Here is a 25,277-nt window from a genome sequence, read left to right as displayed (position 1 = left end):
TTTGCGGGATGAGCGACCTGGTCCTCACCGGCCCTGTCGAGGTGGTCGGCACCGGCCTGATCGGCACCTCGATCGCGCTGGCCTGCCGCCGGGCCGGGCTCGACGTGCTGCTGACCGACACCGCGCCCGAGCACGTCCGGACGGCGTCCGGGCTGGGTGCGGGTCGCCCCCGCGCGGCGGCCGACGAGCCGCAGCTCGTCGTGGTCGCCGTACCGCCGGACGCGCTGGGGGAGGCGATCCGGGCCGCGCTCGACGCCGCCGGGCCCGAGACCGTCGTGACCGACGTCGGCAGCGTGAAGGCCGCGCCGCTGGCCGCCGTCGCCGACCACCCTGCGGTCGGCCGCTACGTCGGCAGCCACCCGATGGCCGGCACCGAGCACTCCGGCCCCCTCTCGGCCAGCGCGATCCTCTTCGACGGCCGCCCCTGGGCCATCGCGCCGGGACCCGGCGCCGCGCCGGCCGCCGTCCGCGTCGTGGAGGCGCTGGTCGCGCTCTGCGGGGCGACGCCCGTCCGGCTGACGCCCGCCGAGCACGACAAGGCGGTCGCCCGGACCTCCCACGTGCCGCACCTGCTGGCCTCGCTCGTCGCGGGCACCCTCGCGGGCGCCGCGCCCGAGCACCTCGCGCTCTCGGGCACCGGGATCCGCGACGTCACCCGCGTCGCCGGGGGCGACCCGCGGCTCTACAGCCAGATCATCGGGGGCAACGCCCCGGCCGTCGCCTCGCTCCTCGCCGAGGTCCGCGACCGGCTGGAGCTGCTGATCGACGCGGTCGGGACCGGCGACCGGTCCGGGCTGGAGTCGCTGCTCAGCCACGGCCTCGCCGGCACCCGTGCGATCCCCGGCAAGCACGGCGGCCCGCCGCAGCCGATGGACGCGGTCCGGGTCGCCGTACCCGACCATCCGGGCGAGCTGGCCCGGCTGTTCGCCGACGCCGGGGACAGCGGCGTCAACATCGAGGACGTGCGCATCGACCACGACCCGGGACGCCCGGTCGGGCTCGTGGAGCTCGACGTCGCGGCCGACCGGACCGAGGAGCTGCGCACCGCGCTCGAGTCGAAGGGCTGGGTCACGCACCGGTAGTCTGCGGCCGTGAACGCGTCGGCCAGCACCGGATCCTCGCCCGCACCGACCGCCTCCGGAGTGGTCGTCGCGGTCGACGGCACCTCGGGGTCGGGCAAGTCGAGCACCTGCCGCGCGGTCGCCGACCGGCTCGGGCTGCGCTACCTCGACACCGGCGCCCAGTACCGCGCCATGACCTGGTGGATGCTGCGCAACGGCGTCGACGTGCATGACGCCGAGGCCGTCGCCGCCCATGCCGGCACCCCGGTGATCGAGTCCGGCACCGACCCGCTCGCGCCGACGATCACCGTCGACGGCACCGACGTCTCGGTCGAGATCCGCAGCGACGAGGTCAACGGTGCGGTCTCGCCGGTCAGCACCGTGCCCGCGGTGCGCGAGCGGCTGGTCGCGCTGCAGCGCGAGATCGTCGCCCCCGTCGGTGGCCACCGCGGCGGCATCGTCGTCGAGGGCCGTGACATCGGCTCGGTCGTCTGGCCCCAGGCCGAGGTCAAGGTCTACCTGACCGCCGACCCGGCGGCCCGCGCCGCCCGGCGCGCGCTCGAGAACGGCGGCGCCGACGGCGGCGCCACCCGCGAGTCGCTCCTCGCCCGGGACCGGATCGACTCCGGCCGCGCCGTCGCGCCGCTGACGATGGCCGACGGCGCCGTCCACATCGACTCCACCGACCTCACCCTCGAGGAGGTCGTGGACCTCGTCGTGGGCCTGGTGATGGAGCGCGTGTGAGGCGGGCCCACCTCGAGCGTCCCCGCAGCGACACCGCGCGCCACCCCACGCGGTGGCTGCTCGAGAGCGGCCGGCCGTTCGGCCGCTGGCTGATCCGCCGGCGGTACGACGTCCGGGTGCACCACCCGGAGCGCTTCCCCCGCACCGGCCCGGTGGTGGTGGCCGCCAACCACATCGGCATCGTCGACGGCCCGCTGATGGCGATCTTCGCCCCCCGCCCGGTGCACGCCCTGACGAAGATCGAGATGTTCAAGGGGGTCGTCGGCTCCTTCCTGCGCCTGGTCGGCCAGATCCCCGTCGATCGCTTCAACGCCGACCCGGGCGCGGTGCGGGCGGCGCTGCACGTGCTGCGCGAGGGCCGTGTGATCGGCGTCTTCCCGGAGGGGCGGCGAGGTCCGGGCGACCTGCTCACCTTCCGCACCGGGGCGGCCTACCTGGCGATGGTGACGGGCGCGACCGTCGTACCGATGACGTTCGTGGGGACCCGTGAGCCGGGCGGCTCCAGCGGCTCGCTGCCGGCCAAGGGAGCCCGGATCGACATCGTGGTGGGGGAGCCGGTGCCCGTCGATGCGGTGCCGTGGCCCCGGACGCGGGAGAATGTGCGACTGACCTCGGCCGCACTGCACGAGCACATGCTCGCAGGGCTCGCCGACGCCCTGGACGAGACGGGGCGGAGCCTTCCCGGCCCGCTCCCGGTAGGAGACCTTGATGACTGACACCCCCGTGCTCGCTGTCGTGGGGCGTCCCAACGTCGGCAAGTCGACCCTGGTCAACCGGATCCTCGGTCGGCGGGAGGCCGTCGTCGAGGACGTCCCCGGCGTGACCCGCGACCGCGTCTCCTACGACGCGGAGTGGAGCGGCCGGGCGTTCACGGTCGTCGACACCGGCGGCTGGGACCCCGACGCCCGCGGCATGGCAGAGCGGATCAAGGCGCAGGCAGAGATCGCGGTCAGCCTCGCCGACGCGGTCCTCTTCGTGGTGGACGCCGCGGTGGGCATCACCGATGCCGACGAGGCCGTCGTCCGGGTGCTGCGCAAGTCGGGCAAGCCGGTGGTGCTCGCGGCCAACAAGGTCGACGACGAGCGCGCCGAGGCGGAGGCGCACGCGCTGTGGAACCTCGGGCTCGGCGAGCCGCACACCGTCTCCGCGCTCCACGGGCGCGGCTCGGGCGACCTGCTGGACGCCGTGCTGAAGGTGCTGCCCGAGGCCACGGAGGAGGTGGCCGAGGAGGTGGGCGGTCCGCGACGGGTCGCCATCGTGGGCCGTCCCAACGTCGGCAAGTCCTCGCTGCTCAACCAGCTCGCCGGCGAGGAGCGGGTGGTCGTCGACAACGTCGCCGGCACGACCGTCGACCCGGTCGACGAGCTGGTCGAGCTGGGCGGGCGGACGTGGCGATTCATCGACACCGCGGGCATCCGCAAGCGGGTCAAGGAGGCCTCGGGGCACGAGTACTACGCCTGGCTGCGCACCTCCACCGCGATCGAGCGTGCCGAGGTCTGCGTGCTCGTGCTCGACGGGAGCCAGTCGATCGCCGAGCAGGACGTCCGGATCCTGCAGGAGGTGCGGGAGGCCGGCAAGGCGCTGGTGATCGCCTTCAACAAGTGGGACCTGGTCGACAGCGAGCGCCGCTACTACCTCGACCGCGAGATCGAGCGCGACCTCGTGCAGGTGCAGTGGGCGCCGCGGATCAACCTGACCGCCCGCACCGGCTGGCACATCGACCGGCTGGTCCCGGCCCTCGACCGGGCGCTCGAGGGCTGGGAGACCAGGGTGCCCACCGGCGCGCTCAACGCCTTCCTCGGCCGGCTCGTCGCCGAGCACCCGCACCCGGTCCGCGGCGGCAAGCAGCCGCGGGTGCTGTTCGGCACCCAGGTGCAGGTGGCCCACCCGACGTTCAAGCTGTTCACGACCGGCAGGCTCGACGCCGGCTACGAGCGCTACATCGAGCGCCGGCTGCGCGAGGAGTTCGGGTTCGTCGGCACGCCGATCGAGATCAAGGTGCAGCCGCGGGAGAAGCGCAAGCGCTGAGCCGGCTTGCGGGGCTCACGGTGGGGCTCACCGGAGGGCTCACCTTGCGTCGTTCGAACATTTGTTCGATCATGGGGGGATGAGCCTGCAGGTCGTCGAGTCGCGTGACACGCTCGCCGTCGTCGAGCAGCTGCGCGGCCGGATCCAGGCTCTCCAGGGTGGCCCCACCCGGCTGACGGTGCCGACGCTGCCCCTGTTCGACGGGCTCGTGCAGCTGCGCACGGGCGGCAGCTATGCCGTCGACTCGGCGACGCTGGCGATGGCCCTGGCCGCCGGTGCCTCGCAGGCCGGGGAGTGGGTGGGCTTCGCCGGCTGGGGCGACTTCGGCGCCGAGGCCGCCCACCAGCTCGGCATCGACCTGTCCCGCACCGTCCTGGTGCCCGCGCCGGGCGAGCACTGGCTCGAGGTCACCGCCGCGCTGGTCGACGTGCTCAAGGTGGTCGTGCTGCGCCCGGTGGGAGGCGTGGACCCCAAGTCCGCCTCGATCCTCGACGCCCGGCTCCGGGCGCGGTCGTCGGTGCTGGTCGTGCACGGCGAGTGGCCACGCTGCGAAGCGCGGCTCTCCGCAGAGCAGACGACCTGGCAGGGCATCGGCCAGGGCCGCGGCCGGCTCCGCGAGCGTCGCGTCCAGGTCGCCGTACGCCGCGGTGCGGGCGTGCAGCGCCGCGAGCTGGCGCTGGAGTAGCCGCCGTGCGCACGCTGGTCGTCTGGTGCCCGGACTGGTCGGTGACCGCGGCGCTGCTCGAGCTGGCCGACGCGGGCGGGGCGGGGCCGGCGGTCGGGGCCGGCGGTCCCGGGGCGACCGGGTCGACCGGGTCGGCGGGGCCGGTCGCTGCCAGGGCACCGGCCGCCGTGCTCGCCAACAACCGGGTGGTGGTCTGCAACGACGCGGCCCGGGAGGAGGGCGTGCGCCGAGGCCAGCGCCGGCGCGACGCCCAGGCCCGCTGCCCGGAGCTGGTGCTGCTGGCGGCCAACCCCGACCGCGACGCCCGCTGGTTCGAGCCGGTCCTGGCGGCGGTCGAGGAGGTCCGGCCGGGGGTGGCGCCGCTGCGGCCGGGGCTGCTGGCCGTGCCGGCGCCGGGGCGCTACTTCGCGCGGGGCGGCCTCGACGGCGAGCAGGCAGCTGCTGCACTGGTGGCCGAGCACCTCGTCGGCGCCGGTGTGTGGGACTGCCGGTTCGGTGTCGCCGACGACCTCTACGCCGCCGAGCGCGCGGCCCGCCTGGCGCCGCCGCAGGGGTGCGAGGTGGTGCCGCCGGGTGGCTCCGCGGAGTTCCTGCGCGACCTTCCGGTGACGGTGCTCGCCGACGACGGCGAGGAGGGGGCTGAGCTCGCCGACCTGCTGCGCCGGCTCGGGCTGGTCCGGCTCGGTGAGCTGGCCGCGCTCTCTGCGGCCGAGGTGACCAACCGGTTCGGCTCCTACGGCGCCGACGTGTGGCGCCGGGTGCGCGGCACGGAGGTCACCCGGCTGGCCTCCCGGACGCCTCCCCCCGAGCTGGCGTGCGAGATCGCCTTCGAGCCACCCCTCGACTCGGCCGAGGCAGTGACCTTCAGCGTGCGCACCACGGCCGAGCGTTTCGTGGCCGGCCTGGCCGACCGGCAGCTGGTGGCGACGGCGGTGCGGGTCGAGGCGGAGTTCGAGAGCCGGTCCGACGGCACTCCCGGGGTGGGTGTCTCGGCCCGCACCTGGCTGCACCCGCGCTGCTTCACCTCCCGCGACCTCGTCGACCGGGTGCACTGGCAGCTCCAGGCCGGGATGGCGTCGTCCGGCCTGCGCAGCCGCAGGTCGCTGGGCGCCACGATCAGCGCCCCGGTCGAGCGGGTCCGGTTCCTCCCCGACACCGTCGAGCCGGCCGGCGACCACGCCGACGGGCTGTGGGGCGGCGGTGCCGACGACCAGGTCGTCCGCGGCGTGGCCCGCGTCCAGGCGATGGTCGGCTACGACGCCGTACGGGTGCCCGTGCTGCAGGGCGGACGCGGGGCGGCCGACCGCCAGGCCCTGGTGCCGTGGGGCGAGCGCGCGGTCGGGCTGCGCCCGGTCGACCGGCCGTGGCCCGGACGGATCCCCGGTCCCGCTCCGGCACGGGTCTTCGCCGAGTCGGTCGCGGCGGAGGTGGTCGACGAGACCGGCAGCCCGGTCGCGGTGAGCACCCGCGGCCAGGTGACGGCTGCGCCGTGGCGGTTCCGGGTCCACCGCTGGGTGCCCGTGGCGTCGTGGGCGGGCCCGTGGCCGGTGGACGAGTCGTGGTGGCTGGGTCCCGACGCCGGTGGTCGGGCCGCGCGGTTCCAGGTCGTCGGCGTCGACGGGCGGGCGTGGCTGCTGACGTGGCGCGACACCGGCACCGGCGTGGGGGAGTGGGAGGTGGAGGCGGCGTACGACTGAGCGAGGCCACAATGGACCGCGACCAGGAGCCACCACGTGAAGACCGACTTCAAGAAGACACTCGACTGCTACCGCGCCCGCCACGGCGAGTTCCGGGTGGTCGACGTGCCGCCGCTGCAGTACGTCATGGTCGACGGGCACGGCGACCCGAACACGTCCCCGGACTACGCCGCCGCCCTCGCCGCCCTGTATCCCGTCGCCTACACGCTGAAGTTCGCCAACAAGCTCGACCTCGGCCGCGACTACGTCGTCCCGCCGCTGGAGGCCCTGTGGTGGGCCTCCGACATGGCGGCGTTCACCTCCGCGCGCGACAAGTCGCAGTGGGACTGGACGGTCATGATCCTGACGCCCGACTGGATCACGGAGCCGATGTTCCACGACGCCGTCGCGAAGGTGGCGCAGAAGGCGGAGCCACCGGACGCCCTCGACCAGGTCCGGCTCGAGACCCTCGACGAGGGCCGCTGCGTCCAGACCCTCCACCTCGGCCCGTACGACGACGAGGCCGCCGTGCTCGCGCAGCTGCACGACGTGTTCATCCCGGAAGCCGGCCTCCGGATGACCGGCAAGCACCACGAGATCTACCTGAGCGACCCGCGCCGGGTGGAGCCGGCCAGGCTCCGGACCATCCTGCGGCAGCCGGTCGAGGTCGACGGCTGAGCGCGCGGCCCGGGCGCCGGGCCAGCGCCGGGGTCGCGGCTGAGGCAGAATGCGGGCCGTGCCGCACCTGCTGGATCTCGGGTCCCGGAAGTTCTGGCAGGTCACCGGGCGCCGCATCGACCTCGACGGCCGGGAGCGGTGGCTGGCCGCGCCGGTGAGCCGGTCGGCGCGGGTGAGCACCGAGTGGCTCGAGGCCGAGGCGGCGCGGCATGGAGGCGCGCTGGGGCCGGACGACCCGCAGGCCGGGCTGCTGCCGTCGATGTCCGTACTCGACGGGCCAGGGGTTCGACGCGCAACGCCTGCACCCCCTGGTCCGCAGCTTCTACGAGCACACCGCGTCATGGCGGATGGAGGTGTGGACCGGCTGGTCTCCGGCGTTCTGGCTGTTCGGTGAGCTGGTCTCCCGCCTGTGGGGCCGTCGCGTCGAGCAGCTCGCGCTGCCGATGCGTCCGCTCGACGTCGCACGCGGGATGGACAGCCGCGTCACGCCGATCCTGGACGGCCACGGCACCCAGGTCGCAGCGGCGTGGACCCGGACGCTGCGCGGGAGTGGCCGGCCGGTGTTCAGCGGCGCGTACTCCGCGCGGACCCTTCCCGGCGCCGACCGTCCCAGCGTCCATGTCGCCTTCCCGCTCGAGTCGGGCAACGTCCAGGTCTTCCTCCGTCCCTCGGTCGTCGGCGACGGGGCGCTCCTCCTGGAGTCGCCGAGCGGCCGGTTCGGCGACGACGGGGCCTACGTCGTCGTACGCGGCTCGGGCGCGCACGCGGCGAGGGTGCCGTTGCACGAGACCTTCCACCTGTACGTCGATCCCCACGGCACCCTGCGCACCGACCACGAGCTGCGGCTCTGGGGTGCCTCGGCGGTGCGGCTGCACTACAAGCTCGAGCGTGCGTCGTGACGATCCACAGCTTCCACCTCGCCGAGGTGCCGCGCAGGGTCGGCACGAGGGCCCTCCTGCGACCGCCGTCACCGGCCACCGTCCCCGGCCTCGACCACGCCGAGTGCCTCGCGCTCATGCGGCTCGGCGCACCGGTCGTGTCGCGCGACCGGCTGCAGCTGGGCCGGTTGGCCGTCTTCGCGCAGTGGCACGACGAAGCGGCCCTCGACCGGTTCCTGGCCCGCAACCCGCTCGGACGCGAGCTCGCGGGCGGATGGCACGTGCGGCTGGAGTTCATGCGTCGCTGGTCGAGCATCGCCGCGCTCCCGGGGCTCCCCGAGCGCGCCGGCGAGTGGCAGCGGGACGAGCCGGTCGTGGCGGTCACGCTCGCCCGGATGCGGATCCCCGAGATCCCCCGCTTCCTCCGGCACGGCAGGCCGGTGGAGCGGCTCGTGCGGGACCATCCCGGCGTCACGCTCGCGCTCGCCGGCCTCCGCCCGCCGCGGACGGTCTCGACGTTCTCGGTGTGGCGGAGCGTGCGCGTGATGGTCGAGATGGTGCACGGACGCTCGGACGTGTCCGAGCCGGCCCGGCACGCCGCGGCGATGCGCGAGCGGGAGCGGCGCGACTTCCACCACGAGTTCGCGACCTTCCGGTTCCGCGCGCTCTCCGAGCACGGCTCGTGGGAGGGTCGCTCGGGCATCGTGCCCGAGCGGGGCGATCGTTAGATCTCGCTCGAAAACAGCGGCAAGATTCTTCCGTTCGAACACGTGTTCGACTAGAATCGGTCCATGGACGCCGTCCTCAACGCCGAGCAGGTCAGGGAGCTTCGTGACTCCCTGGTCGGCGGCCGGCTGCCCCAGGGCTCCCACGAGCTGGTCGATGTCATCGCCGCGCTCGAGGAGCTCAAGTCTGCCATCGGCGCGGTGCAGGCCGAGGCGACGGTGGCGTTCGACGCGGTCCGTCGGTCCGAGCAGGCCGCGGCCGGGGTTCCGGCCGCCCGGCAGGGCCGCGGCATCGCGGCGGAGGTCGCCCTGGCGCGGCGGGAGTCGCCCCACCGAGGTCAGGTCCACCTCGGCCTGGCCAAGGTGCTCCACGCCGAGATGCCGCACGCCCTGGCCCGGCTGAAGGACGGCGGCCTCGACGAGTTCCGGGCCCTGCTCGTCGCCCGGGAGACGGGATGCCTGAGCGCCGAGCAGCGGCTCTTCGTGGACGAGGAGCTCTTCGCTGACCCGGCCGTCCTGGCAGGCGAGGGTGCCCGGCGCCTCCTGACGCGGGTGAGGCGGATGGTGGCCGAGCTGGACCCGGCGGCGGTCGCGCGCCGCGCGCGCCGCGCCGAGGCTGACCGGCACGTCTCGATCCGGCCGGCGCCCGACACGATGACCTACGTGACGGGGCTCCTCCCGGTCGCGCAGGGTGTCGCGGTCATCGCCGCCCTCACCAAGGAGGCGGCGGCGATGCGCGCCGCGGGGGACCCGCGGTCGAAGGGTCAGCTCATGTCCGACCTCATGGTCGCCCGGATCACCGGCCTGCCGCTGTCGGGAGCCGGCAGCTCCGGCGGGGAGCAGGTCCCGCCGCCGCCCGTCCCGGTCTGCGTCAACATCACGGTCGCCGACACCGCGCTCGCCGGCGGTCACGCGCCGGCGGAGGTCTCGGCTGACGGTGTCCCGCCGGAGGTGGTTCCGGCGGAGGTGGCCCGGCTGCTCGTCAGCCGCGGCCTCGACGCAGGGGTCGGTGCCTGGTTCCGCAAGCTCTACGTCAACCCGCTGGGCCGGCTGGTCGCGATGACCAGCAGGCAGCGCTCCTTCCCCGAAGGTCTCGCCACCTTCCTGGCCCAGCGCGGCCTCGGCATCTGCAGCACCCCCTGGTGCGATGCGCCGGTCCGCCACTGTGACCACGTCGTCCCGGTCGACGAGGGCGGGAGGACGACCGAGGCGAACGGTCAAGGGCTGTGCGAGGCCTGCAACCACGCCAAGCAGGCCACCGGGTGGAGCCAGCAGGTCGCCACCCGACCAGGGGAGCGACATCGGGTCGAGACGATCACCCCGAGCGGACACCGCTACCTGTCCACCGTCCCGCCGCCGGTGGGATGGCGCGAGCCACGCTTCGTCCGCACCCGTCCCGGCGTGTTCACCCTCATCGCCTGAGGCTGCGCCATGGGCTGGAACAACCCACCCGTCCCGTGGAGCGAGCTGGAGCGCCGCCTGTCCGGGCGCGCCCCGGCCGCCCTCGAGGCCCCGGTCTCGCGGCGCAAGCGGCCGCGCGGCGAGCCGGTGGAGATCACCCGGCCCGAGCAGGCCACGCCGTACGCCGAGCTGCACTGCCACAGCCACTTCAGCTTCCTCGACGGGGCGAGCTCCCCGGCCGACCTCGTCAAGGAGGCCACCCGGCTCGGGCTGAGTGCCGTCGCGCTCACCGACCACGACGGCTTCGCCGGCGCGCCGCTGTTCGCCGAGGCCGGCACCGACTACCGGATGCCGACGGTCTACGGCGCAGAGCTCTCCCTCGGCCTCGACGGTGCGCAGAACGGCGTGCCCGACCCCGGCGGGAGCCACCTGCTGGTCCTCGCGCGCGGTGTCGAGGGCTACCACCGGCTCTCGGGGGCGATCACCGAGGCGGGGCTCCGCGCGTCCGAGAAGGGCAGCCCGGTCTACGACCTCGACGAGCTGGCCGACTGCGGCCGCGACCACTGGATGGTCCTCACCGGCTGCCGCAAGGGTGCCGTGCGGCAGACCCTCCATCGCGACGGCCCGCTCGCGGCCGCCGGCGAGCTCGACCGCCTCGTCGACCGGTTCGGGCGTGACAACGTCGTGGTCGAGCTGATCGCCGGCGACCACCCCGGGGCCGACGAGGTCAACGACCTGCTGGCGCGGATCGCCGACGACCGGCGGCTCCCCGTCGTCGCGACCGGCAACGTCCACCACGCCACGCCCGACGGCCGCAGGCTCGCCGCCGCGATGGCCGCCGTCCGGGCTCGCCGCAGCATCGCCGAGCTCGACGGCTGGCTCGACCTCTCCGGCGGCGCCCACCTGCGCAGCGGCGAGGAGATGCTGCGCAGGTTCGCCCACCGCCCGGACGCGGTGCACCGGTCCGTGGAGCTCGCCGGCGAGCTGGCGTTCGACCTCCGCAAGGCGTCCCCCAAGCTGCCCAAGCAGGGGATCCCGCGGGGCCACACCCCGAGCACCTGGCTGCGCGAGCTGACCGAGCGCGGCTTCGCCGAGCGCTACGCCGGGCGTGACCTCGAGCAGCGTGCCCGCGAGCGGGTGGAGAAGGAGCTCGAGGTCATCTGCCGCAAGGACTTCGCGGGCTACTTCGTCATCGTCCACGACATCGTCGCGTTCGCCCGCGGTCGCGGCATCCTCTGCCAGGGCCGCGGCTCGGCCGCCAGCTCGGCCGTCTGCTACGCGCTCGGGATCACTGCGGTCGACTCCGTCCTCTACGACCTGCCGTTCGAGCGGTTCATCTCCGAGCACCGTGAGGAGGAGCCCGACATCGACGTCGACTTCGACTCCGACCGCCGCGAGGAGGTCATCCAGTGGGTCTATGACACCTACGGCCGCCGCAACGCCGCCCAGGTCTGCAACGTGATCAGCTACCGGCCCCGGATGGCGGTGCGCGACGCGGCGAAGGCGCTCGGCTTCTCGCCGGGACAGCAGGACGCCTGGTCCAAGCAGATCGACGGCTGGGGCAAGGAGGTCGAACGCGGCCTCGGCATCCCCGAGCAGGTCGTCGACCTCGCCGAGGAGCTGATGGGCGCCCCGCGCCACCTCGGCATCCACTCCGGCGGGATGGTGCTGACCGAGCGCCCGATCGGGGAGGTGTGCCCGATCGAGAAGGCCCGGATGCCGGGACGCACGGTGCTGCAGTGGGACAAGGACGGCTGCGAGTCGATGGGGCTGGTCAAGTTCGACCTGCTCGGTCTCGGCATGCTCGGCGCGCTCGACCACATGATGCGCCTGATCGACGAGCACACCGGCCGCCGCTGGACCCTCGAGTCGATCCCCAAGGAGGAGCCCGAGGTCTACGACATGCTGTGCCGCGCCGACTCGATCGGCGTCTTCCAGGTCGAGTCGCGGGCCCAGATCGGCACCCTGCCGCGGCTCAAGCCGCGCTGCTTCTACGACCTGGCGATCGAGATCGCGCTGATCCGTCCGGGCCCCATCCAGGGCGGCGCCGTGCACCCCTACATCCGCCGGGCCACCGGCAAGGAGCCGGTCACCTACGACCATCCCTCGCTGCGGCCCGTGCTCGAGCGCACCCTCGGCGTCCCGCTCTTCCAGGAGCAGCTGATGGCGATGGCGGTGACCCTCGGCGACTGCACCAGCGACGACGCCGACCTGCTCCGCCGGGCGATGGGCTCCAAGCGCGGCATCGAGCGGATCGAGCGGATCAAGGAGAAGCTGTACGCCGGCATGGCCCGCAAGGGCATCACCGGCGACCACGCCGACGCGATCTACGTGAAGATCCTGTCGTTCGCCGGGTTCGGCTTCGCCGAGTCGCACTCGCTCAGCTTCGCGCTGCTCGTCTACGCCTCCTCGTGGTTCAAGCTCCACTACCCGGCGGCCTTCCTCGCCGGCCTGCTGCGCAACCAGCCGATGGGCTTCTACTCGCCGCAGTCGCTGGTCGCCGACGCCCGCCGCCACGGCGTCGAGGTACGCCGCCCCGACCTCGCCCTCTCCGGCGCCCAGGCCGGCCTCGAGCCCTGCGAGCCCCGCGCCACCGACCGGCATCGGTACGACGCCGGGCTGGCCGTGCGGCTCGGGCTCGACGAGGTGAAGGGGATCGGCAGCGAGCTCGCCCGGCGCATCGTCGCGATGCGCGCGGAGGCGCCGTACTCCGATCTCCGCGACCTGTCTCGGCGCGCCGGCCTCACCGCCGCCCAGATGGAGGCGCTGGCGACCGCGGGCGCGTTCGACGGGTTCGGCATGGACCGGCGGCAGGCGCTGTGGATGGCGGGCTACTCCGAGCGCGAGGGCCAGCTGCCGGGGAGCACGCCGGCGCCGCCGCCTCCGACGCTGCCGGGGATGAGTGCGATGGAGGTGACCATGGCCGACCTCTGGTCCACCCGGATCTCCACCGACGTCCACCCGATCCAGCACTTCCGCGAGCCGCTGGCCGCGGCGGGGGTGCGGGCGGTGGCCGACCTCGCCCAGGTCGAGTCCGGACGCCGGGTGCACGTCGCCGGCCTGGTCACCCACCGGCAGCGGCCAGGGACGGCCGGGGGAGTCACCTTCCTCAACCTGGAGGACGAGACGGGGATGCTCAACGTCGTCTGCTCCCAGGGCGTGATGCGGGCCCATCGGCAGGCGGCGCGCAACCGGGTCGCGGTCGTGATCCGCGGCAAGGTCGAGAGCGAGGACGGCGTCACCAACCTCGTCGCCGACCGGGTCGAGCCCCTCGACACGGTGCTCCCCGGAGCGGGGGCCGCCCTGCAGGCCCGGCAGTCCTCGCGCGACTTCCGCTGACACGCGGCCACCGGAGCCGATTCGGGCTCGGTCTGTCCGCTGCGGTAGTGTTCCGTCCGCCCCGAACGGTGATCCGGGACGGGGCTTCGGGCTGTGGCGCAGCTTGGTAGCGCACTTGACTGGGGGTCAAGGGGTCGCAGGTTCAAATCCTGTCAGCCCGACCGAAGGACCGGCTTCGACCTGCGCAGAGACGACAGGTCGAAGCCGGTTCGCGTGGCGGTGGCGACCGCGACAGACAGGGCATGTGATGGACATTCCGATCCTCGTGGTGTCCTTCTCCGCTCTGCTCGTGGCGGCCGTGCTGCTCTCCGAGCTCGCCAACCGGACGGTGCTGTCGACAGCGGTGCTGTTCCTGGTCGCGGGGTTCCTGCTCGGTCCCGGCGTGTTCGGCGTGCTCGACGTGCAGTCCGGCGACCCTGCCGTGTCGGTGCTCGCCGAGCTCGCGCTGTTCTCGGTGCTGTACAGCGACGGGATGCGGGCCGGGCTGAAGGATCTCCGGCGCGCCTGGCGGCTGCCCGGCCGCGCCCTGGTGCTCGGCCTGCCGCTCACGCTGATGATCACCGCGGCCCTGGCGCACTGGGTGGTCGGCCTGCCCTGGCTGGAGTCCCTCCTGCTCGGGGCGGTGCTCTCGCCCACGGACCCGGTGTTCGCTGCGGCCATCGTCGGGCGTCGTGAGGTGCCGCCACGGTTGCGCCGCCTGCTGAACGTCGAGTCCGGTGTGAACGACGGCCTGGCGTTGCCCGTCGTGCTGGTGGTCATCGCTGCCGCGAGCGGTGCGGAGGCGGGCGGCTGGACGCTGGTGACGGAGCTGGCCCTGGGCGTCGTGATCGGCGTCGCGGTGCCGTGGCTGGTGCTGCGGCTGGAGCGGCTGCGGTTCTTCTCCGCCGTCAAGCACCTCCAGCCCCTGCTGCCGGCGGCCGTCGGGCTCCTGGTCCTCGGCCTGTGCCTGACGACGCACGCCAACCTCTTCCTCGGCGCCTTCGCCGCCGGCACCACGGTCGCGACGATGTCCGAGGAGTTCCGGCACGAGTTCGAACAGCTCGGTGAGCTGATCGCCGAGCAGCTGAAGCTGCTCGCGATCCTGGTCTTCGCCGCCCTGATGACTCCCACGTTCCTGGTCGAGGAGATCGCCTGGACGGGCTGGGCCTTCGCCGTCCTCGCCCTGGTCGTCGCCCGTCCGGCCGCGCTCGGACTGTCGTTCCTCGGCTCGGGACTGGGGCTGCGGGAGCAGGCGGCCGCCATGTGGTTCGGTCCGAAGGGGTTCGCCTCGGTCGTCTACGGGCTGCTCGTGCTGGAGTCCGGCATCGACCTCGCCGACGAGCTGTTCCACCTGACCGCGCTCACCGTCAGCCTGTCCATCCTCGCCCACTCCTCCACCGACGTCGTGGTGGCTCGCCAGTTCGTGGAGAAGGACATCCGGCCGCAGAGCTCACCAGGGCCGACCTGACCGCTGGCGACGCGGTCTCACGAGTCCTGGTTCGTCGTGGCCTCGGCGTCCCCGTCGCCCGATGCGACCAGCACCCGCTCGGCCGCCGCCTCCTCGAGGCTCTCCAGCAGCAGGTAGGCGGTCCCGGCGACCAGCGGCGCGCCCGCCCAGGCCAGAAGACCGCTGGTGGCCTCCGCGAAGGCCCAGGCCAGGGCGAGGGCGCCGACCACCGAAACCACGTTGAGGCTGGTGCCGAGGGTGAGCGTCTGGGTGGCGTGCTGCGGCATCGGCAGCCGGAAGCCGTGGGACAGCAGTCCCTCGAGGATCGTGAACGACATCACCGCGCCCACGGCGTACCCGAAGACCCGCAGCGTGCTCGGTGGGCCGTGCGTGGACGTCAGCATCCCGAAGGTCACCGTGGCGAGGATGGAGAAGCCGAACGTCGTGCTCTCCCTGCCGACCGTGCTCCGCAGCGACCTCACCAACGGCTCGGCCGTCTCCTTGCTGGGCCCGTCCTCCATGCGTCCTCCTGCTGTCCCGGGATGCCATGGCGGTGCCCATCGCTGCTCCGGGCACACCCGTCGGCACCGCCGCGCGGCGCGGAGGCGGGGTACGCCATCATGGCCGGGGGCTCCGGACGTCCGGGGCCCGTCGTCTCCGTCCCGCGCCAGGAGGAACCGTGGCCCGCATCGAGGATCCGCTGACCCTGCCGAGCGGACTGGTGCTCCCGCACCGGATCGTGAAGGCGGCGATGACGGAGAACCTCGCCGACGCCGACAACCAGCCGACGGCCGCCCACGAGCGGCTCTACCGGCGCTGGGCCGCGGGCGCGGCCGGTGGTCTGCTCGTCACCGGCAACCTGATGGTGGATCGCCGGTACCTCGAGCGCACCCGCAACATCGTCGCCGACCGCCACCTCGACGTCGCCCGGTTGGCGCGGATCCGCCAGGCGGCCGCCGGCTCACCCGTGCTGGCGCAGCTCAACCATCCGGGCCGGCAGACGAACCGGTTCGTCGCCTCGCGGCCCGTGGCACCGAGCGCCGACGCCGGCGCGGTCCGGATGGCAGGCCTCTTCGCGCGGCCGCGCGCGCTGGACGACGCGGAGATCCGGGCCGTGATCGACGGCTTCGCAACCGCGGCCCGGATGTGCGCCGACGCGGGACTCGACGGCGTCCAGGTGCACGCGGCCCACGGCTACCTGCTCGCCCAGTTCCTCTCGCCGCGGGTCAACCGGCGCACCGACCGGTGGGGTGGTGACCTGGGTGGCCGGGCGACGGCGCTGCTGGAGGCGGTCCGCGCGGTGCGGGCGGCCGGCGGCGACCGCTTCACCGTCTCGGTGAAGCTGAACTCCTCCGACTTCCGGCACGGTGGCTTCACCGAGGACGACGCCGAGCAGGTGGTCCGCCGCCTGGTCGACGAGGGCGTCGACCTGCTGGAGATCTCGGGCGGCACCTACGAGAACCCCGCCCTGTTCGGGGAGGTGTCGGAGCTCGCCGGCGCCCGCGCCGGCAACGGGACGGTCAAGGAGGCGTACTTCGCCGGCTTCGCCCGGCGGGCGCGCTCCGCGGCCCGGGACGTGCCGGTGATGCTGACCGGCGGCATTCGGACGAGGGCGGCGATGGCGGCCCTGCTCGAGGACGGCGGGGTGGACCTGGTCGGCCTCGGTCGCCCGCTCGCGATCGACCCCGGGCTGACCGCCCGGCTCGTCGGCGGCGAGGACGGCGGTCCGCTGCCCCGCTACAAGCTGCCCACCGTCGCCGGCCTGGCCGGGGAGTCGGAGTGGTACGAGGCGCAGATCGGCCGGATGGGCGCCGGCCGGGACCCCGACCCGGCGCTTAGCGCCGTGGCCGCCGCCACCCGGTTCGTCGTCGGCGAGGCCGCCCGCGGTCTCGGTGGTCGGCGGCGGCGGCAGGCGCTGTCCCGCAACACCGGCCAGCCGGGCTAGGCCGGACCCCCGCCGCTCACACCGGTCCGGTGCACCGTCGCGCCGGGTGGTCGCGCGGCACCGAGCGCCCGTGCCGGATCGCCGAGCCGGCGTCGATCCCGGCGGCGAAGCGGCGCGCGATCGATGCCGCGGAGCTGAGCAGTCGTCGGAGGTCCATGGCTCCACCGTGGCACCGCCGACGCCCGTGAAGGAGTGGCAAGATCGCCATACTTCGCTATCATCTTGCCACATGGTCACCGCTCGACCGACGGTCGCGATCCCGCTCGTGGACGGCATGACGCTGTTCGAGATCGGCATGCCGCTGGAGACCCTCGGCTATCCCTGGGACCGCGCCGACGGTCCGCTCTACGACGTCACCCTCTGCGGTGACCGTCGGGGCGTCCGGACCAGCACCGGCGCCCGGCTCACGCCGGACCGCCCGCTCTCCGCCGTCGCCGAGAGCGACACCGTGCTGGTGCCGGCCGTGCCGCCGGCGGAGCCGGTCGGCGCGCCCCTCGTCGCCGCCCTGCAGGAGGCCTCGGCGCGGGGCGCCCGGATCGCGTCGCTGTGCACCGGCAGCTTCGCCCTCGCCGAGACCGGCCTCCTCGACGGCCGGCGTGCCACCACGCACTGGCGGCACGCCGACCTGCTGCAGCGGAGGTACCCGGCGGTCCGGGTCGACGCCCGCGCTCTCTACGTCGACGACGGCGTGCTGACGAGCGCCGGGTCGGCGGCCGGGCTCGACCTCTGCCTCCACCTCATCCGACAGGACCACGGCGAGCAGGCGGCCAACGCCATCGCCCGCTTCATGGTCATCGCCTCGCACCGCGACGGCGACCAGGCGCAGTACGTCGCCGCGGAGCCGATGGACGACGCGGCGGGCTGGCTCGACCAGCTCCGCGCGTGGCTGCGGGAGCGGATCGACCGCCCGGTGACGCTGGCCGAGCTGGGTGCGGCGGCGGGGATGTCCGCGCGCACGCTGGCTCGCCGCTTCGAGCACGACGTCCGCACCACCCCGATGCGCTGGGTGACGGGGGAGCGCGTCGCGGTGGCCAGGGAGCTGCTCGAGTCGACGGACCTCCCGATCGACCGGATCGGCTACCGGGTGGGCTACGGCTCGCCGGCGAGCTTCCGGACCGCCTTCGTGCAGGCGACCGGCGTCTCGCCGCGCCGCTACCGCGCTTCGTTCGCCGCGACCCGGGCGATACCTTCGCCCGCATGACGGTCACGGTGCTGGTGGGCGGAGGTCGCGACGAGGCGAGGGTGCGGCAGGCGCTCGGGCCGTTCCTCGAGGCGGTGGGCGGCGGCGAGGTGGCCTGTGTCGTCGCCGACGAGGGCGAGGGGGTGGACCTCGACCGGTGGCGGGGCGTGCTCGGCGACGCTGCCGCGGTGCGGCCGGTGGTCGTGGTGGACGGCCGCCCGCTGACCGCCGAGGACGTCAGCGGTGCGGCGGGCGTCTTCGTCGCCGGCGGCCTCACTCCGCTGTACGCCGAGCTCGTGGTGCCGGCCCGCGAGGCCCTCGCGGCCCTGCCCTATGCCGGGTTCTCCGCGGGTGCGGCGATCGCCGCCTCCCGGGCGATCACCGGCGGCTGGCTCCTCGGCGGCATGGAGGTGTGCTCGGAGGACGCCTCGGAGGACCTTCAGGAGGTGACCGTCGTCGACGGGCTCGGCCGGGTGCCGTTCGCCGTCGACGTGCACGCCGCCCAGTGGGGCACCGTGTCCCGTGCCGTGCACGCCGTCCGCTCCGCCCTCGTCGAGGAGGCGTGGGCCGTCGACGAGCACACCGCCCTCGTGGTCGACGGCGCCGGGGCCCCGCGCGTGGTCGGCGCCGGGACGGCGCTCCACCTCACGCGCACCCCCGACGGCGTGCTGGTGGGCTGAGCCGGGTCACCGACCGCGCAGCTCCCGCTCGGTGCCCAGCCGAGCGCGGGCCGCCGCGCGGACGCCGGCCTCGTGGGACCCCGGCGCGGCGTGCCCGGCCGTCGCGGCGCCCTTCCAGGTGCCGCGGATGCCGTGCTCGGCCTGCATGTGGGCGAAGTAGTCGACGACCTCGACCTCTCGGGCCCGGATCGCCAGCTCCGTGGACGTCGGCGCCGCCCCCGAGTCGTCCGGCCCCTCCGCCGAGGTGTCGGCGCGGATGGCGGCTCGTCGGGTCTCGTCGCGCGCCGACTGCAGCCGCTCGCCGACGTGGTCGGCCCACGCCTCGTAGAAGGCGGCCCGCGCGGTGGAGCCGTGCACGGGCTTCTGCAGCCAGGCCCGCCGCCGGTCGTCCCAGACGAGGCGGGTGTCGTGCTTGTGGGCGCCGGACCGCAGGTGGGCGTCCGCGTCGGCCACCATCTGCGTCACCAGCGAGGCGTAGAGCGCCTTCACCACCGCGATGTCGGAGGGGAACCCGTAGAGCGTCACCCGGGTGTTGCTGGTGTAGATCGCCACCCGGACGTCGTTGGCGCGAGCGATCTCGAGCACCAGCCGCACGTAGCGGGCGAGCGAGCGCTTGCCGCTCTCGCCGATCAGCACCGTCTCCCAGGTCGGGTCCTCGCGTCGCTCCTCGGCGCTCGCGGACGCCCGCGCGACGGCGAGCGCGATCTGGTGGCGGGTGGCGAGGGCCTGCGCCTTGGCGAAGAACGCGTCGCGCTCGGCCTGGTTGGTGGTGCGCTCGGCCTGCCGGAGCAGCCGGCCGATCCGGAGCAGGGTGCGGTCCTCGCCGTCGACGCCGGTGTCCAGGCCGCTGGTGCGGTAGGCGGTGTGGAGCAGGTCGGCCTGCACCGGCATGCCGAGGTCCTCCAGCAGGCGCAGGAACGTGGTGCGGAACTCCTGGCCGTGCCCGTCGTCGTCGGCCAGGTGGTGGGCGATCTCGTGGAGCACCACGGCGCCCCGCAGCGACCAGGCGCCGCCGATCTCGCGCGGCGGGATGGCGATCACCCCACGCTCCGGCAGCTCGTGGCGCTCGTAGTGGGCCACCGTGTGGCCGCGGCGGGCGCGGACGGCGACCGGGACCTCCTCGCCGAGGTGGGCCAGCACCTTGTCGACGTAGTCCTGGATGTGTGCGGGGTCGGTGAACCGCGGCTCGACCTCGGGCTCCAGCTCGCGCACCTGGTCGCCCATCCGCACCCGCACCGGCTCGCCGGGCGACCGGCGGGCCGCGTCGAGCCAGCTGCGGAAGAGCTCCTCGGCGGCGTAGACCGCCTGCGTGTCGGACACGACCCGAGCCTCTCAGGCGGCGCCGACAGCTCCGCCGTGCAGCCCCTGCAGCCGGTCGCGCAGCTCGACCAGCTCGCGGACCGCCGCGACGAACCGCACGGTGCTGTCGCCCACCCCGATGTCGTCGAAGTAGTGGTGCCGCATGGCGACCCGCGCCATCCCGTGCTCGTCGTGGTCCAGCCGCGCCGCCAGCAGGGCGGTCAGGTCGCCGAGGTTGTCGGCGTCGACCACGTCGGCGCAGCGGCTGACCGGCACCTCCTGGCGGAGCCGCTCGGCGTCGTGGTGGCGGTCGGTGATCACGATCGGCTTGTCGGTCTGCAGGTACAGCCAGTCCAGGCCGACGGAGGAGACGTCGGTGACCATCGCGTCGCAGCCCGGGAAGACGGCGAGGATGTCGCCCTGCCAGACCGCCGCGTGCCCGGCGTCGGGCTCCTGCTCGGCCGCCCGCTCCACCAGGTCCAGGATCGCCTGGTGCCCGTCGCGGATGGCCGGGGTCAGGCTGGTGAGGACCTTCGGGTGCGGCTTGTAGACCACCCGCACGTCAGGCACCGCCAGGATCGCCCGCACGATCTCGGGGCCGAGGACGTCGACCGAGGTGTAGTCGTTGTACTCCGCGTCGCCCTCCCACGTCGGCGCGTAGAGGACGGTACGACGCCCGGGGCTCGCCGGGAGCAGGGGCGCCGGGCGCAGGTCGAGCTGCGGGCGGCCGATCCGCACCAGCCTCCGCTCGTCGAGCTCCATGAGGGCCGCGCGGTGGCGCTGCACGGCCGCCTCGCCGGCGACGAAGACCCGGTCGTAGGCCTTGGCGTTGTTGCTGACCATGCTCTGCTTGTCGCTCTCGCCGTGGTTGATGTGCACGTGCAGCATCCGACCGTCGAGCAGCGAGTTGAAGTTCAGCATGGAGTTGTTGCAGTAGAGCACGACCTTGGCCGACAGCTCGTCGTACAGCTCAGCCAGCTCGGCGAACCCGGGCGCGCAGTGCACCGGCAGCGAGGTGCGCTCGGTGACCGCCGCCGCGGTGTCGGGGTCGCGGGTCACGACCGCGACGGGATGGCTGTCATCGAGCCGCTCGAGCACGGGGATCCACTGCAGGAGCTGGTAGACGCGGCTCGGGTCGTCCGCGAAGTAGGCGATGACGTCGGGGTTCTGCACGGGCGAATGCTAGGGCTGCGCGGAGGCGCCGGACGAACCCGCGGAGGCCCCGGAACGTTGCGTTTCGGTAACCTCGCCCGGTGCCGTCCCCACGCCGTCTGGTCAACCGCTCCGTCCACGCCGCGTGGCGCTGGCTGGAGCGGGTCGGCGACGTCTCGCCGGGCACCGCGCTGGCCGACGAGTTCGGCTCCTTCGGCCCCGGCAGCTGCCTGGCGTTCCCGCTCGGCACGCTGTTCGGCACCGGGTCGATCCACGTCGGCCAGGACACCCTGATCGGCAAGTACTCGACCCTCTCGGTCGGCTACGGCCCGACCCAGGTGGTCATGCCCGAGCGGGGCCTCGTGATCGGCGACCGGTGCGTGCTCGGCGCGCGGGTCTGCATCACCGCCCACGAGTCGATCTCGATCGGCGACGACGTGTGGTTCGGGCAGGACGTGTTCGTCTCCGACGCCAGCCACGGCTACCAGGACCCGTCGGTGCCGGTGGGCCTGCAGTTCGGGGAGCACCAGCCGGTGAGCATCGGCTCCGGGTCCTGGATCGGCCACGGCGCGATGATCCTCCCCGGCACGACCATCGGGCGCAACGTCGTGGTGGCCGCCGGGTCGGTGGTCCGCGGCACGGTCGAGGACCACGCCGTGGTCGGCGGCGTGCCGGCCCGGCTGCTGCGCCGCCTCGAGCACGGCGTCGGCTGGGTCAGGACACCGGTGTGACCTTGGCCCGGGCGACCTCCTTGGCCCACTTGTAGTCCGCCTTGCCCGCCGGGGTCCGCTTGACCTCCGGCACCAGCACCAGGTCGCGCGGCACCTTGTAGCCCGCGAGCGACCCGCGCGCGTGATCCTGGATGTCCTCGAGCGTCGGCTCGACGCCGTCGCGGGGCGCCACCACGGCCGCCACCCGCTCGCCGAGCCGCTGGTCGGGCACGGCCACGACCAGCACATCGGCGACGCCCGGGTGGCCGTGGAGGACGTTCTCGACCTCCTCGACGTACACCTTCTCGCCGCCGGTGTTGATGCACTGCGACCCGCGGCCCAGGAAGACGATCGACCCGTCGTGGTCGCGGTAGCCCATGTCGCCGAGCACCGAGCAGCGCCGACCGTCGGGCAGGGTGCGGAAGGTCCGCGCCGTCTTCTCCTCGTCCTTGTAGTAGCCCTGCGGGACCGGGCCGAGGCGCGCGATCAGGCCGACGTTGTCGGGACCGGCGGGCAGCTCGGTCAGCGTGTCGTCGACCACCAGCATCCGGTCGGTCGCCGGCACCCGCAGGTTGCCGTTGTCGTCGAGGCTGATCTCGCCGTCGTTGCCCGACTCCGAGGCGCCGAAGTTGTCGCGCAGGATCGCGTTGGGCACCAGCGCCCGGAACCGGTCGCGGCAGGCCTGCGACCAGATCGCACCGCCGGAGCTGACCATGAACACGGGGGAGTAGTCCACCTCGTCCTGCCGCCGCTCCATCTCCTCCACCAGCGGCATGCCCATCGCGTCGCCGACGATGAGCAGGCTCTGCAGCCCGTCGTGCGCGATGCCGTCGACGATCCGCTTCGGGTCGAAGTCGCGCAGCATCACCAGCCGCCCGCCGAAGATGAAGTAGAAGAACATCGCGTACGACGCCGCGCCGTGCATCAGCGGCGCGGCGATCAGGAACGACAGCGGCGGCATCGCCACGGCCGCGGCGGCGATCGCCTCGAGGTCGGGGTGCGGGTCGCCGTACGGATTGCCCCCGGAGAGCGGCTTGTGGAACAGGTCGTCGTGGGTCCACACGACGCCCTTGGGGTAGCCGGTCGTGCCGCCGGTGTAGAGGATGTAGTGCTCGTCGCCGGTGCGCGGCTCGAAGTCCCGCTCCGCCGACTGCTCGGACCACGAGGCGAAGTCGACGACGTCCACGCCGCGGTCGCCCGCCGCCGCCGCGAGCTCCTCGTCGACCGACCCGACCACGAAGACGGCGCGCACCTGGGGGAGCGACCCGAGGATGCGGGCGAGCGCCTGCTGGTGCGCGACCTCCTCCACGACGACCGCCACGGAGTCGGAGTTGGTGAACAGGTACTCCAGCTCCGCGTCGGTGTAGCGGTAGTTCACGTTGATCGGCACTGCCCGGACCTTCAGCAGCCCGACCATCGCGGTGACGTGCTCGACGCAGTTCTTGAGGTAGAGCGCGACGTGCTCGCCGGCGGCGACGCCCGCCCCCGAGAACAGGTGCCCGACCTGGGTCGCCTCCCGGTCGAACTCGGCGTAGGTGAGGTCGCGGCCCTGGTAGCTGAGCGCCACCCGGTCCGGGACGGCGTCGGCGACGGTCTCGAAGACGGTGGCGAGGTTGAACTTCATGGCGGGCTCCTTTGCCGGCACGCGGTCACGGGGGTGAGCCGAGGATGCCATCTTTCACGAGGGAACGAGAACAGGTTCCAGTGACGGCGCTCACTACGCTGCGTGCCATGAGCCGCATCGAGGAGTTCGCGCGCGCCGCGTCGGCGGCGACGGGCCGGTCGTTCTCCGCCGCCACCCCCGAGGAGTACGACGCCCTGTGGGCCTGGTCGGTCGACGACCTCGACACCTTCTGGCGGTGCCTGGCCGAGCACGTCGGCGACCCGCTGCCCGGCCCGGCACTCGCCGAGGAGCGGCTGCCGGGAGCGGTCTGGTTCCCGGAGGCGACGGTCAACTACGCCGCGGCGGTGTTCCGCGACCGGCCGGCCGACGAGGTCGCCGTCGTCGGCGTCACCGAGCACCCGTCGGCCACCCGCGAGCTCACCTGGGGCCAGCTGCGGGCACAGGTCGCCTCGCTGGCCGCCGCCTACCGTGCCCTCGGCGTGGGCGAGGGCGACCGGGTCGTCGGCTACCTGCCCAACACCCCCGACTCCGTCGTCGCCCTGCTCGCGGCGGCGAGCATCGGCGCGATCTGGTCGGTCTGCGGCATGGACTACGCCGCCTCGGCCGCTCGGGCCCGGTTCGAGCAGCTGGAGCCGGTGCTGCTGGTGCACGCCTCGTCGTACGTCCACGGCGGGAGGGAGCACGACCGCTCCGACGTGGTGGCCGAGCTCCAGGACGCCCTGCCGAGCCTGCGGGCGACGCTCGAGGTCGGCACACCGGCGTGGACCGACGCGGTCTCGGGCACCGCGGAGCTGGAGCCGGTCGCGCTGCCCTTCGGGCACCCGCTGTGGGTGCTGTTCTCCTCGGGCACGACGGGACGACCCAAGGGCATCGTGCACGGGCACGGCGGCGCGATGCTGGAGCAGGCGAAGGTGGCGGCGCTGCACTTCGACCTCGGCCCCGGCGAGCGGCTGTTCTGGTACACCACGCCGTCCTGGATGATGTGGAACTTCGTGGTCGGGGGCCTGCTCACCGGCGCCTCGGTGGTGACCTACGACGGCAGCCCGGCGGTGCCGGACACCGACGGGCTGTGGGCGCTGGCCGCCGCGCACGGGGTGACGGTGACGGGGATGAGCCCCGGCTACGTCGCGGCCTGCCAGAAGGCCGGCGTCGGCCCGGCCGGCCACGACCTGTCCCGGCTCAAGCGGGTCGGCATCTCCGGGTCGGCGTTCCCCGCCACCAGCCACGAGGCGCTGCAGCGCGAGCTCGGCCCCGACGTGCAGATCTGCTCGATCAGCGGCGGCACCGACGTGGTGAGCGCCTTCGTCGGGCCGGTCCCGGGGCTGCCGGTGTGGCCGGGCGAGCTCAGCCGTCCGTGCCTGGGCGTCGCGCTCGACGCCTTCGACCCCGAGGGCCGGCCGGTGCGCGGCGAGGTGGGCGAGCTCGTGGTCACCCGGCCGATGCCGTCGATGCCGCTGTTCTTCTGGGGCGACGAGGACGGGTCCCGCTACCGCGACGCCTACTTCGACACCTATCCCGGCGTCTGGCGGCACGGCGACTGGATCACCATCACCGACCACGGCTCGGTGGCGATCCACGGCCGCTCCGACGCGACGCTGAACCGCAACGGCATCCGGATGGGCAGCGCGGACATCTACGAGCCGGTCGAGGCGCTGCCCGAGGTCCGGGAGGCGCTGGTGATCGGGCTGGAGGAGGCCGACGGCGGCTACTGGATGCCGCTGTTCGTGGTGCTCGCCGACGGCGTCGTGCTCGACGACGCCCTGGAGACCCGGATCAAGGACGCCGTCCGCACCCATGCCTCGCCCCGCCACGTGCCCGACGCGGTCATCGCGGCGCCCGGCGTCCCGCACACCCGCACCGGCAAGAAGCTCGAGGTGCCGGTGAAGAAGGTGCTCGCCGGGAAGGACCTCGGTGGCGCCTTCGACCCGGGCAGCGTGGACGCCCCCGACCTCATCGACTGGTACGCCGAGGTCGGCCGGGCGCGGCACCGCTGACCGACGCCGGTAGAGTGGGGCCACCTCCCGTTCCGCTTCGTGAAGGACCTCG

The 25,277-nt window shown here is 73.9% G+C and carries 22 protein-coding genes and 1 tRNA gene; 18 read left to right on the top strand and 5 right to left on the bottom strand.

The genetic code is table 11. The annotated features are described in order from the left end of the window. The first annotated feature begins 8 nt into the window (after positions 1-8). From ACPOLA_RS08295 to ACPOLA_RS08235, 13 genes are all read left to right on the top strand, one after another. Complete coding sequence (locus ACPOLA_RS08295) at positions 9-1,082, top strand: prephenate dehydrogenase (RefSeq protein WP_435769943.1); 1,074 nt, start codon at positions 9-11, stop codon at positions 1,080-1,082. Between the two features lie 9 nt (positions 1,083-1,091). Next, positions 1,092-1,805 carry a (d)CMP kinase gene (gene cmk / locus ACPOLA_RS08290; protein ID WP_435769942.1) on the top strand — a complete coding sequence of 238 codons (714 nt, stop codon included), beginning with the start codon at positions 1,092-1,094 and terminating at the stop codon, positions 1,803-1,805. Next, positions 1,802-2,521, top strand: coding sequence for a lysophospholipid acyltransferase family protein (locus tag ACPOLA_RS08285; protein ID WP_435769941.1), 720 nt, complete (start codon positions 1,802-1,804; stop codon positions 2,519-2,521). Before cmk ends, ACPOLA_RS08285 begins: the two co-directional genes overlap by 4 nt. After that, complete coding sequence (gene der, locus ACPOLA_RS08280; RefSeq protein WP_435769940.1) at positions 2,514-3,833, top strand: ribosome biogenesis GTPase Der; 1,320 nt, start codon at positions 2,514-2,516, stop codon at positions 3,831-3,833. Before ACPOLA_RS08285 ends, der begins: the two co-directional genes overlap by 8 nt. A 79-nt stretch (positions 3,834-3,912) precedes the next feature. Then, the gene (gene imuA', locus ACPOLA_RS08275; RefSeq protein ID WP_435769939.1) at positions 3,913-4,518 is read left to right on the top strand and encodes a DnaE2-dependent mutagenesis accessory factor ImuA'; all 606 of its coding nucleotides are present in this window, start codon (positions 3,913-3,915) and stop codon (positions 4,516-4,518) included. A gap of 5 nt (positions 4,519-4,523) precedes the next feature. Then, a complete protein-coding gene (locus ACPOLA_RS08270) occupies positions 4,524-6,215 on the top strand; it encodes a DNA polymerase Y family protein (RefSeq protein WP_435769938.1) in 1,692 nt (563 codons plus the stop codon). A 36-nt stretch (positions 6,216-6,251) separates the two neighbouring features. After that, entirely contained in the window at positions 6,252-6,872 is a 621-nt protein-coding gene (locus ACPOLA_RS08265; RefSeq protein WP_435769937.1) for a GyrI-like domain-containing protein, read from the top strand. A gap of 209 nt (positions 6,873-7,081) precedes the next feature. After that, positions 7,082-7,771 carry a hypothetical protein gene (locus tag ACPOLA_RS08260; protein WP_435769936.1) on the top strand — a complete coding sequence of 230 codons (690 nt, stop codon included), beginning with the start codon at positions 7,082-7,084 and terminating at the stop codon, positions 7,769-7,771. Further along, the gene (locus ACPOLA_RS08255) at positions 7,768-8,478 is read left to right on the top strand and encodes a hypothetical protein (RefSeq protein ID WP_435769935.1); all 711 of its coding nucleotides are present in this window, start codon (positions 7,768-7,770) and stop codon (positions 8,476-8,478) included. The genes ACPOLA_RS08260 and ACPOLA_RS08255 overlap by 4 nt, the downstream gene beginning before the upstream one ends. 63 nt (positions 8,479-8,541) lie before the next feature. Continuing rightward, positions 8,542-9,897, top strand: coding sequence for an HNH endonuclease (locus tag ACPOLA_RS08250; protein ID WP_435769934.1), 1,356 nt, complete (start codon positions 8,542-8,544; stop codon positions 9,895-9,897). 9 nt (positions 9,898-9,906) lie between these two features. After that, entirely contained in the window at positions 9,907-13,215 is a 3,309-nt protein-coding gene (locus ACPOLA_RS08245; protein WP_435769933.1) for an error-prone DNA polymerase, read from the top strand. An 87-nt stretch (positions 13,216-13,302) separates the two neighbouring features. Continuing rightward, positions 13,303-13,376, top strand: a tRNA-Pro gene (locus ACPOLA_RS08240). Positions 13,377-13,462: 86 nt separating this feature from the next. Then, positions 13,463-14,662, top strand: coding sequence for a cation:proton antiporter (locus ACPOLA_RS08235; RefSeq protein WP_435769932.1), 1,200 nt, complete (start codon positions 13,463-13,465; stop codon positions 14,660-14,662). Between the two features lie 17 nt (positions 14,663-14,679). Here the strand turns inward: ACPOLA_RS08235 and ACPOLA_RS08230 are convergent, their stop codons facing one another. Then, positions 14,680-15,162 carry a hypothetical protein gene (locus ACPOLA_RS08230; protein ID WP_435769931.1) on the bottom strand — a complete coding sequence of 161 codons (483 nt, stop codon included), beginning with the start codon at positions 15,160-15,162 and terminating at the stop codon, positions 14,680-14,682. 158 nt (positions 15,163-15,320) lie between these two features. Here ACPOLA_RS08230 and ACPOLA_RS08225 point away from each other — a divergent pair, with 158 nt between their 5' ends. After that, complete coding sequence (locus tag ACPOLA_RS08225) at positions 15,321-16,586, top strand: oxidoreductase (protein ID WP_435769930.1); 1,266 nt, start codon at positions 15,321-15,323, stop codon at positions 16,584-16,586. 16 nt (positions 16,587-16,602) lie between these two features. Here the strand turns inward: ACPOLA_RS08225 and ACPOLA_RS08220 are convergent, their stop codons facing one another. After that, positions 16,603-16,743 (bottom strand): hypothetical protein, encoded by a 141-nt coding sequence (locus tag ACPOLA_RS08220; RefSeq protein WP_435769929.1) that lies wholly within the window; start codon positions 16,741-16,743, stop codon positions 16,603-16,605. 72 nt (positions 16,744-16,815) lie between these two features. Here ACPOLA_RS08220 and ACPOLA_RS08215 point away from each other — a divergent pair, with 72 nt between their 5' ends. Both ACPOLA_RS08215 and ACPOLA_RS08210 read left to right on the top strand, forming a co-directional pair. Further along, on the top strand, positions 16,816-17,787 hold the full coding sequence (locus tag ACPOLA_RS08215; RefSeq protein WP_435769928.1) for a GlxA family transcriptional regulator: 972 nt from the start codon (positions 16,816-16,818) through the stop codon (positions 17,785-17,787). Continuing rightward, positions 17,784-18,446 carry a type 1 glutamine amidotransferase family protein gene (locus ACPOLA_RS08210; RefSeq protein ID WP_435769927.1) on the top strand — a complete coding sequence of 221 codons (663 nt, stop codon included), beginning with the start codon at positions 17,784-17,786 and terminating at the stop codon, positions 18,444-18,446. Before ACPOLA_RS08215 ends, ACPOLA_RS08210 begins: the two co-directional genes overlap by 4 nt. A 6-nt stretch (positions 18,447-18,452) precedes the next feature. On the opposite strand, the gene ACPOLA_RS08205 is transcribed toward ACPOLA_RS08210, so the two are convergent. After that, on the bottom strand, positions 18,453-19,766 hold the full coding sequence (locus ACPOLA_RS08205) for a TIGR04338 family metallohydrolase (protein WP_435769926.1): 1,314 nt from the start codon (positions 19,764-19,766) through the stop codon (positions 18,453-18,455). Positions 19,767-19,778: 12 nt separating this feature from the next. Beyond that, positions 19,779-20,918 carry a CDP-glycerol glycerophosphotransferase family protein gene (locus ACPOLA_RS08200; RefSeq protein ID WP_435769925.1) on the bottom strand — a complete coding sequence of 380 codons (1,140 nt, stop codon included), beginning with the start codon at positions 20,916-20,918 and terminating at the stop codon, positions 19,779-19,781. An 80-nt stretch (positions 20,919-20,998) separates the two neighbouring features. Between ACPOLA_RS08200 and ACPOLA_RS08195 the strand changes: the two genes are divergently transcribed. After that, positions 20,999-21,628: an acyltransferase gene (locus ACPOLA_RS08195; protein WP_435769924.1), complete on the top strand. Its 630-nt coding sequence runs from the start codon at positions 20,999-21,001 to the stop codon at positions 21,626-21,628. On the opposite strand, the gene ACPOLA_RS08190 is transcribed toward ACPOLA_RS08195, so the two are convergent. Next, positions 21,612-23,231, bottom strand: a complete 1,620-nt coding sequence (locus ACPOLA_RS08190) for an AMP-binding protein (RefSeq protein WP_435769923.1) — start codon at positions 23,229-23,231, stop codon at positions 21,612-21,614. The genes ACPOLA_RS08195 and ACPOLA_RS08190 overlap by 17 nt on opposite strands. 44 nt (positions 23,232-23,275) lie before the next feature. Between ACPOLA_RS08190 and ACPOLA_RS08185 the strand changes: the two genes are divergently transcribed. Next, complete coding sequence (locus ACPOLA_RS08185; RefSeq protein WP_435769922.1) at positions 23,276-25,225, top strand: acetoacetate--CoA ligase; 1,950 nt, start codon at positions 23,276-23,278, stop codon at positions 25,223-25,225. The last annotated feature ends 52 nt before the right edge of the window (positions 25,226-25,277 follow it).

Origin of the sequence: Nocardioides proteolyticus, assembly GCF_051280635.3 — a bacterium.
Classification (GTDB): domain Bacteria; phylum Actinomycetota; class Actinomycetes; order Propionibacteriales; family Nocardioidaceae; genus Nocardioides.
Note: the sequence above shows the minus strand (reverse complement) of the source record. Positions and strands in the feature narration are given on the sequence as shown.

What these genes read in the sequence shown, in the direction of transcription:
- ACPOLA_RS08295 (WP_435769943.1), top strand. Translation starts at nt 9, where the DNA reads ATGAGCGACCTGGTCCTCACCGGCCCTGTCGAGGTGGTCGGCACCGGC.
- der (WP_435769940.1), top strand. Translation starts at nt 2,514, where the DNA reads ATGACTGACACCCCCGTGCTCGCTGTCGTGGGGCGTCCCAACGTCGGC.
- imuA' (WP_435769939.1), top strand. Translation starts at nt 3,913, where the DNA reads ATGAGCCTGCAGGTCGTCGAGTCGCGTGACACGCTCGCCGTCGTCGAG.
- ACPOLA_RS08260 (WP_435769936.1), top strand. Translation starts at nt 7,082, where the DNA reads ATGGAGGCGCGCTGGGGCCGGACGACCCGCAGGCCGGGCTGCTGCCGT.
- ACPOLA_RS08250 (WP_435769934.1), top strand. Translation starts at nt 8,542, where the DNA reads ATGGACGCCGTCCTCAACGCCGAGCAGGTCAGGGAGCTTCGTGACTCC.
- ACPOLA_RS08245 (WP_435769933.1), top strand. Translation starts at nt 9,907, where the DNA reads ATGGGCTGGAACAACCCACCCGTCCCGTGGAGCGAGCTGGAGCGCCGC.
- ACPOLA_RS08235 (WP_435769932.1), top strand. Translation starts at nt 13,463, where the DNA reads ATGGACATTCCGATCCTCGTGGTGTCCTTCTCCGCTCTGCTCGTGGCG.
- ACPOLA_RS08230 (WP_435769931.1), bottom strand. Translation starts at nt 15,162, where the DNA reads ATGGAGGACGGGCCCAGCAAGGAGACGGCCGAGCCGTTGGTGAGGTCG.
- ACPOLA_RS08220 (WP_435769929.1), bottom strand. Translation starts at nt 16,743, where the DNA reads ATGGACCTCCGACGACTGCTCAGCTCCGCGGCATCGATCGCGCGCCGC.
- ACPOLA_RS08215 (WP_435769928.1), top strand. Translation starts at nt 16,816, where the DNA reads ATGGTCACCGCTCGACCGACGGTCGCGATCCCGCTCGTGGACGGCATG.
- ACPOLA_RS08210 (WP_435769927.1), top strand. Translation starts at nt 17,784, where the DNA reads ATGACGGTCACGGTGCTGGTGGGCGGAGGTCGCGACGAGGCGAGGGTG.
- ACPOLA_RS08190 (WP_435769923.1), bottom strand. Translation starts at nt 23,231, where the DNA reads ATGAAGTTCAACCTCGCCACCGTCTTCGAGACCGTCGCCGACGCCGTC.
- ACPOLA_RS08185 (WP_435769922.1), top strand. Translation starts at nt 23,276, where the DNA reads ATGCCATCTTTCACGAGGGAACGAGAACAGGTTCCAGTGACGGCGCTC.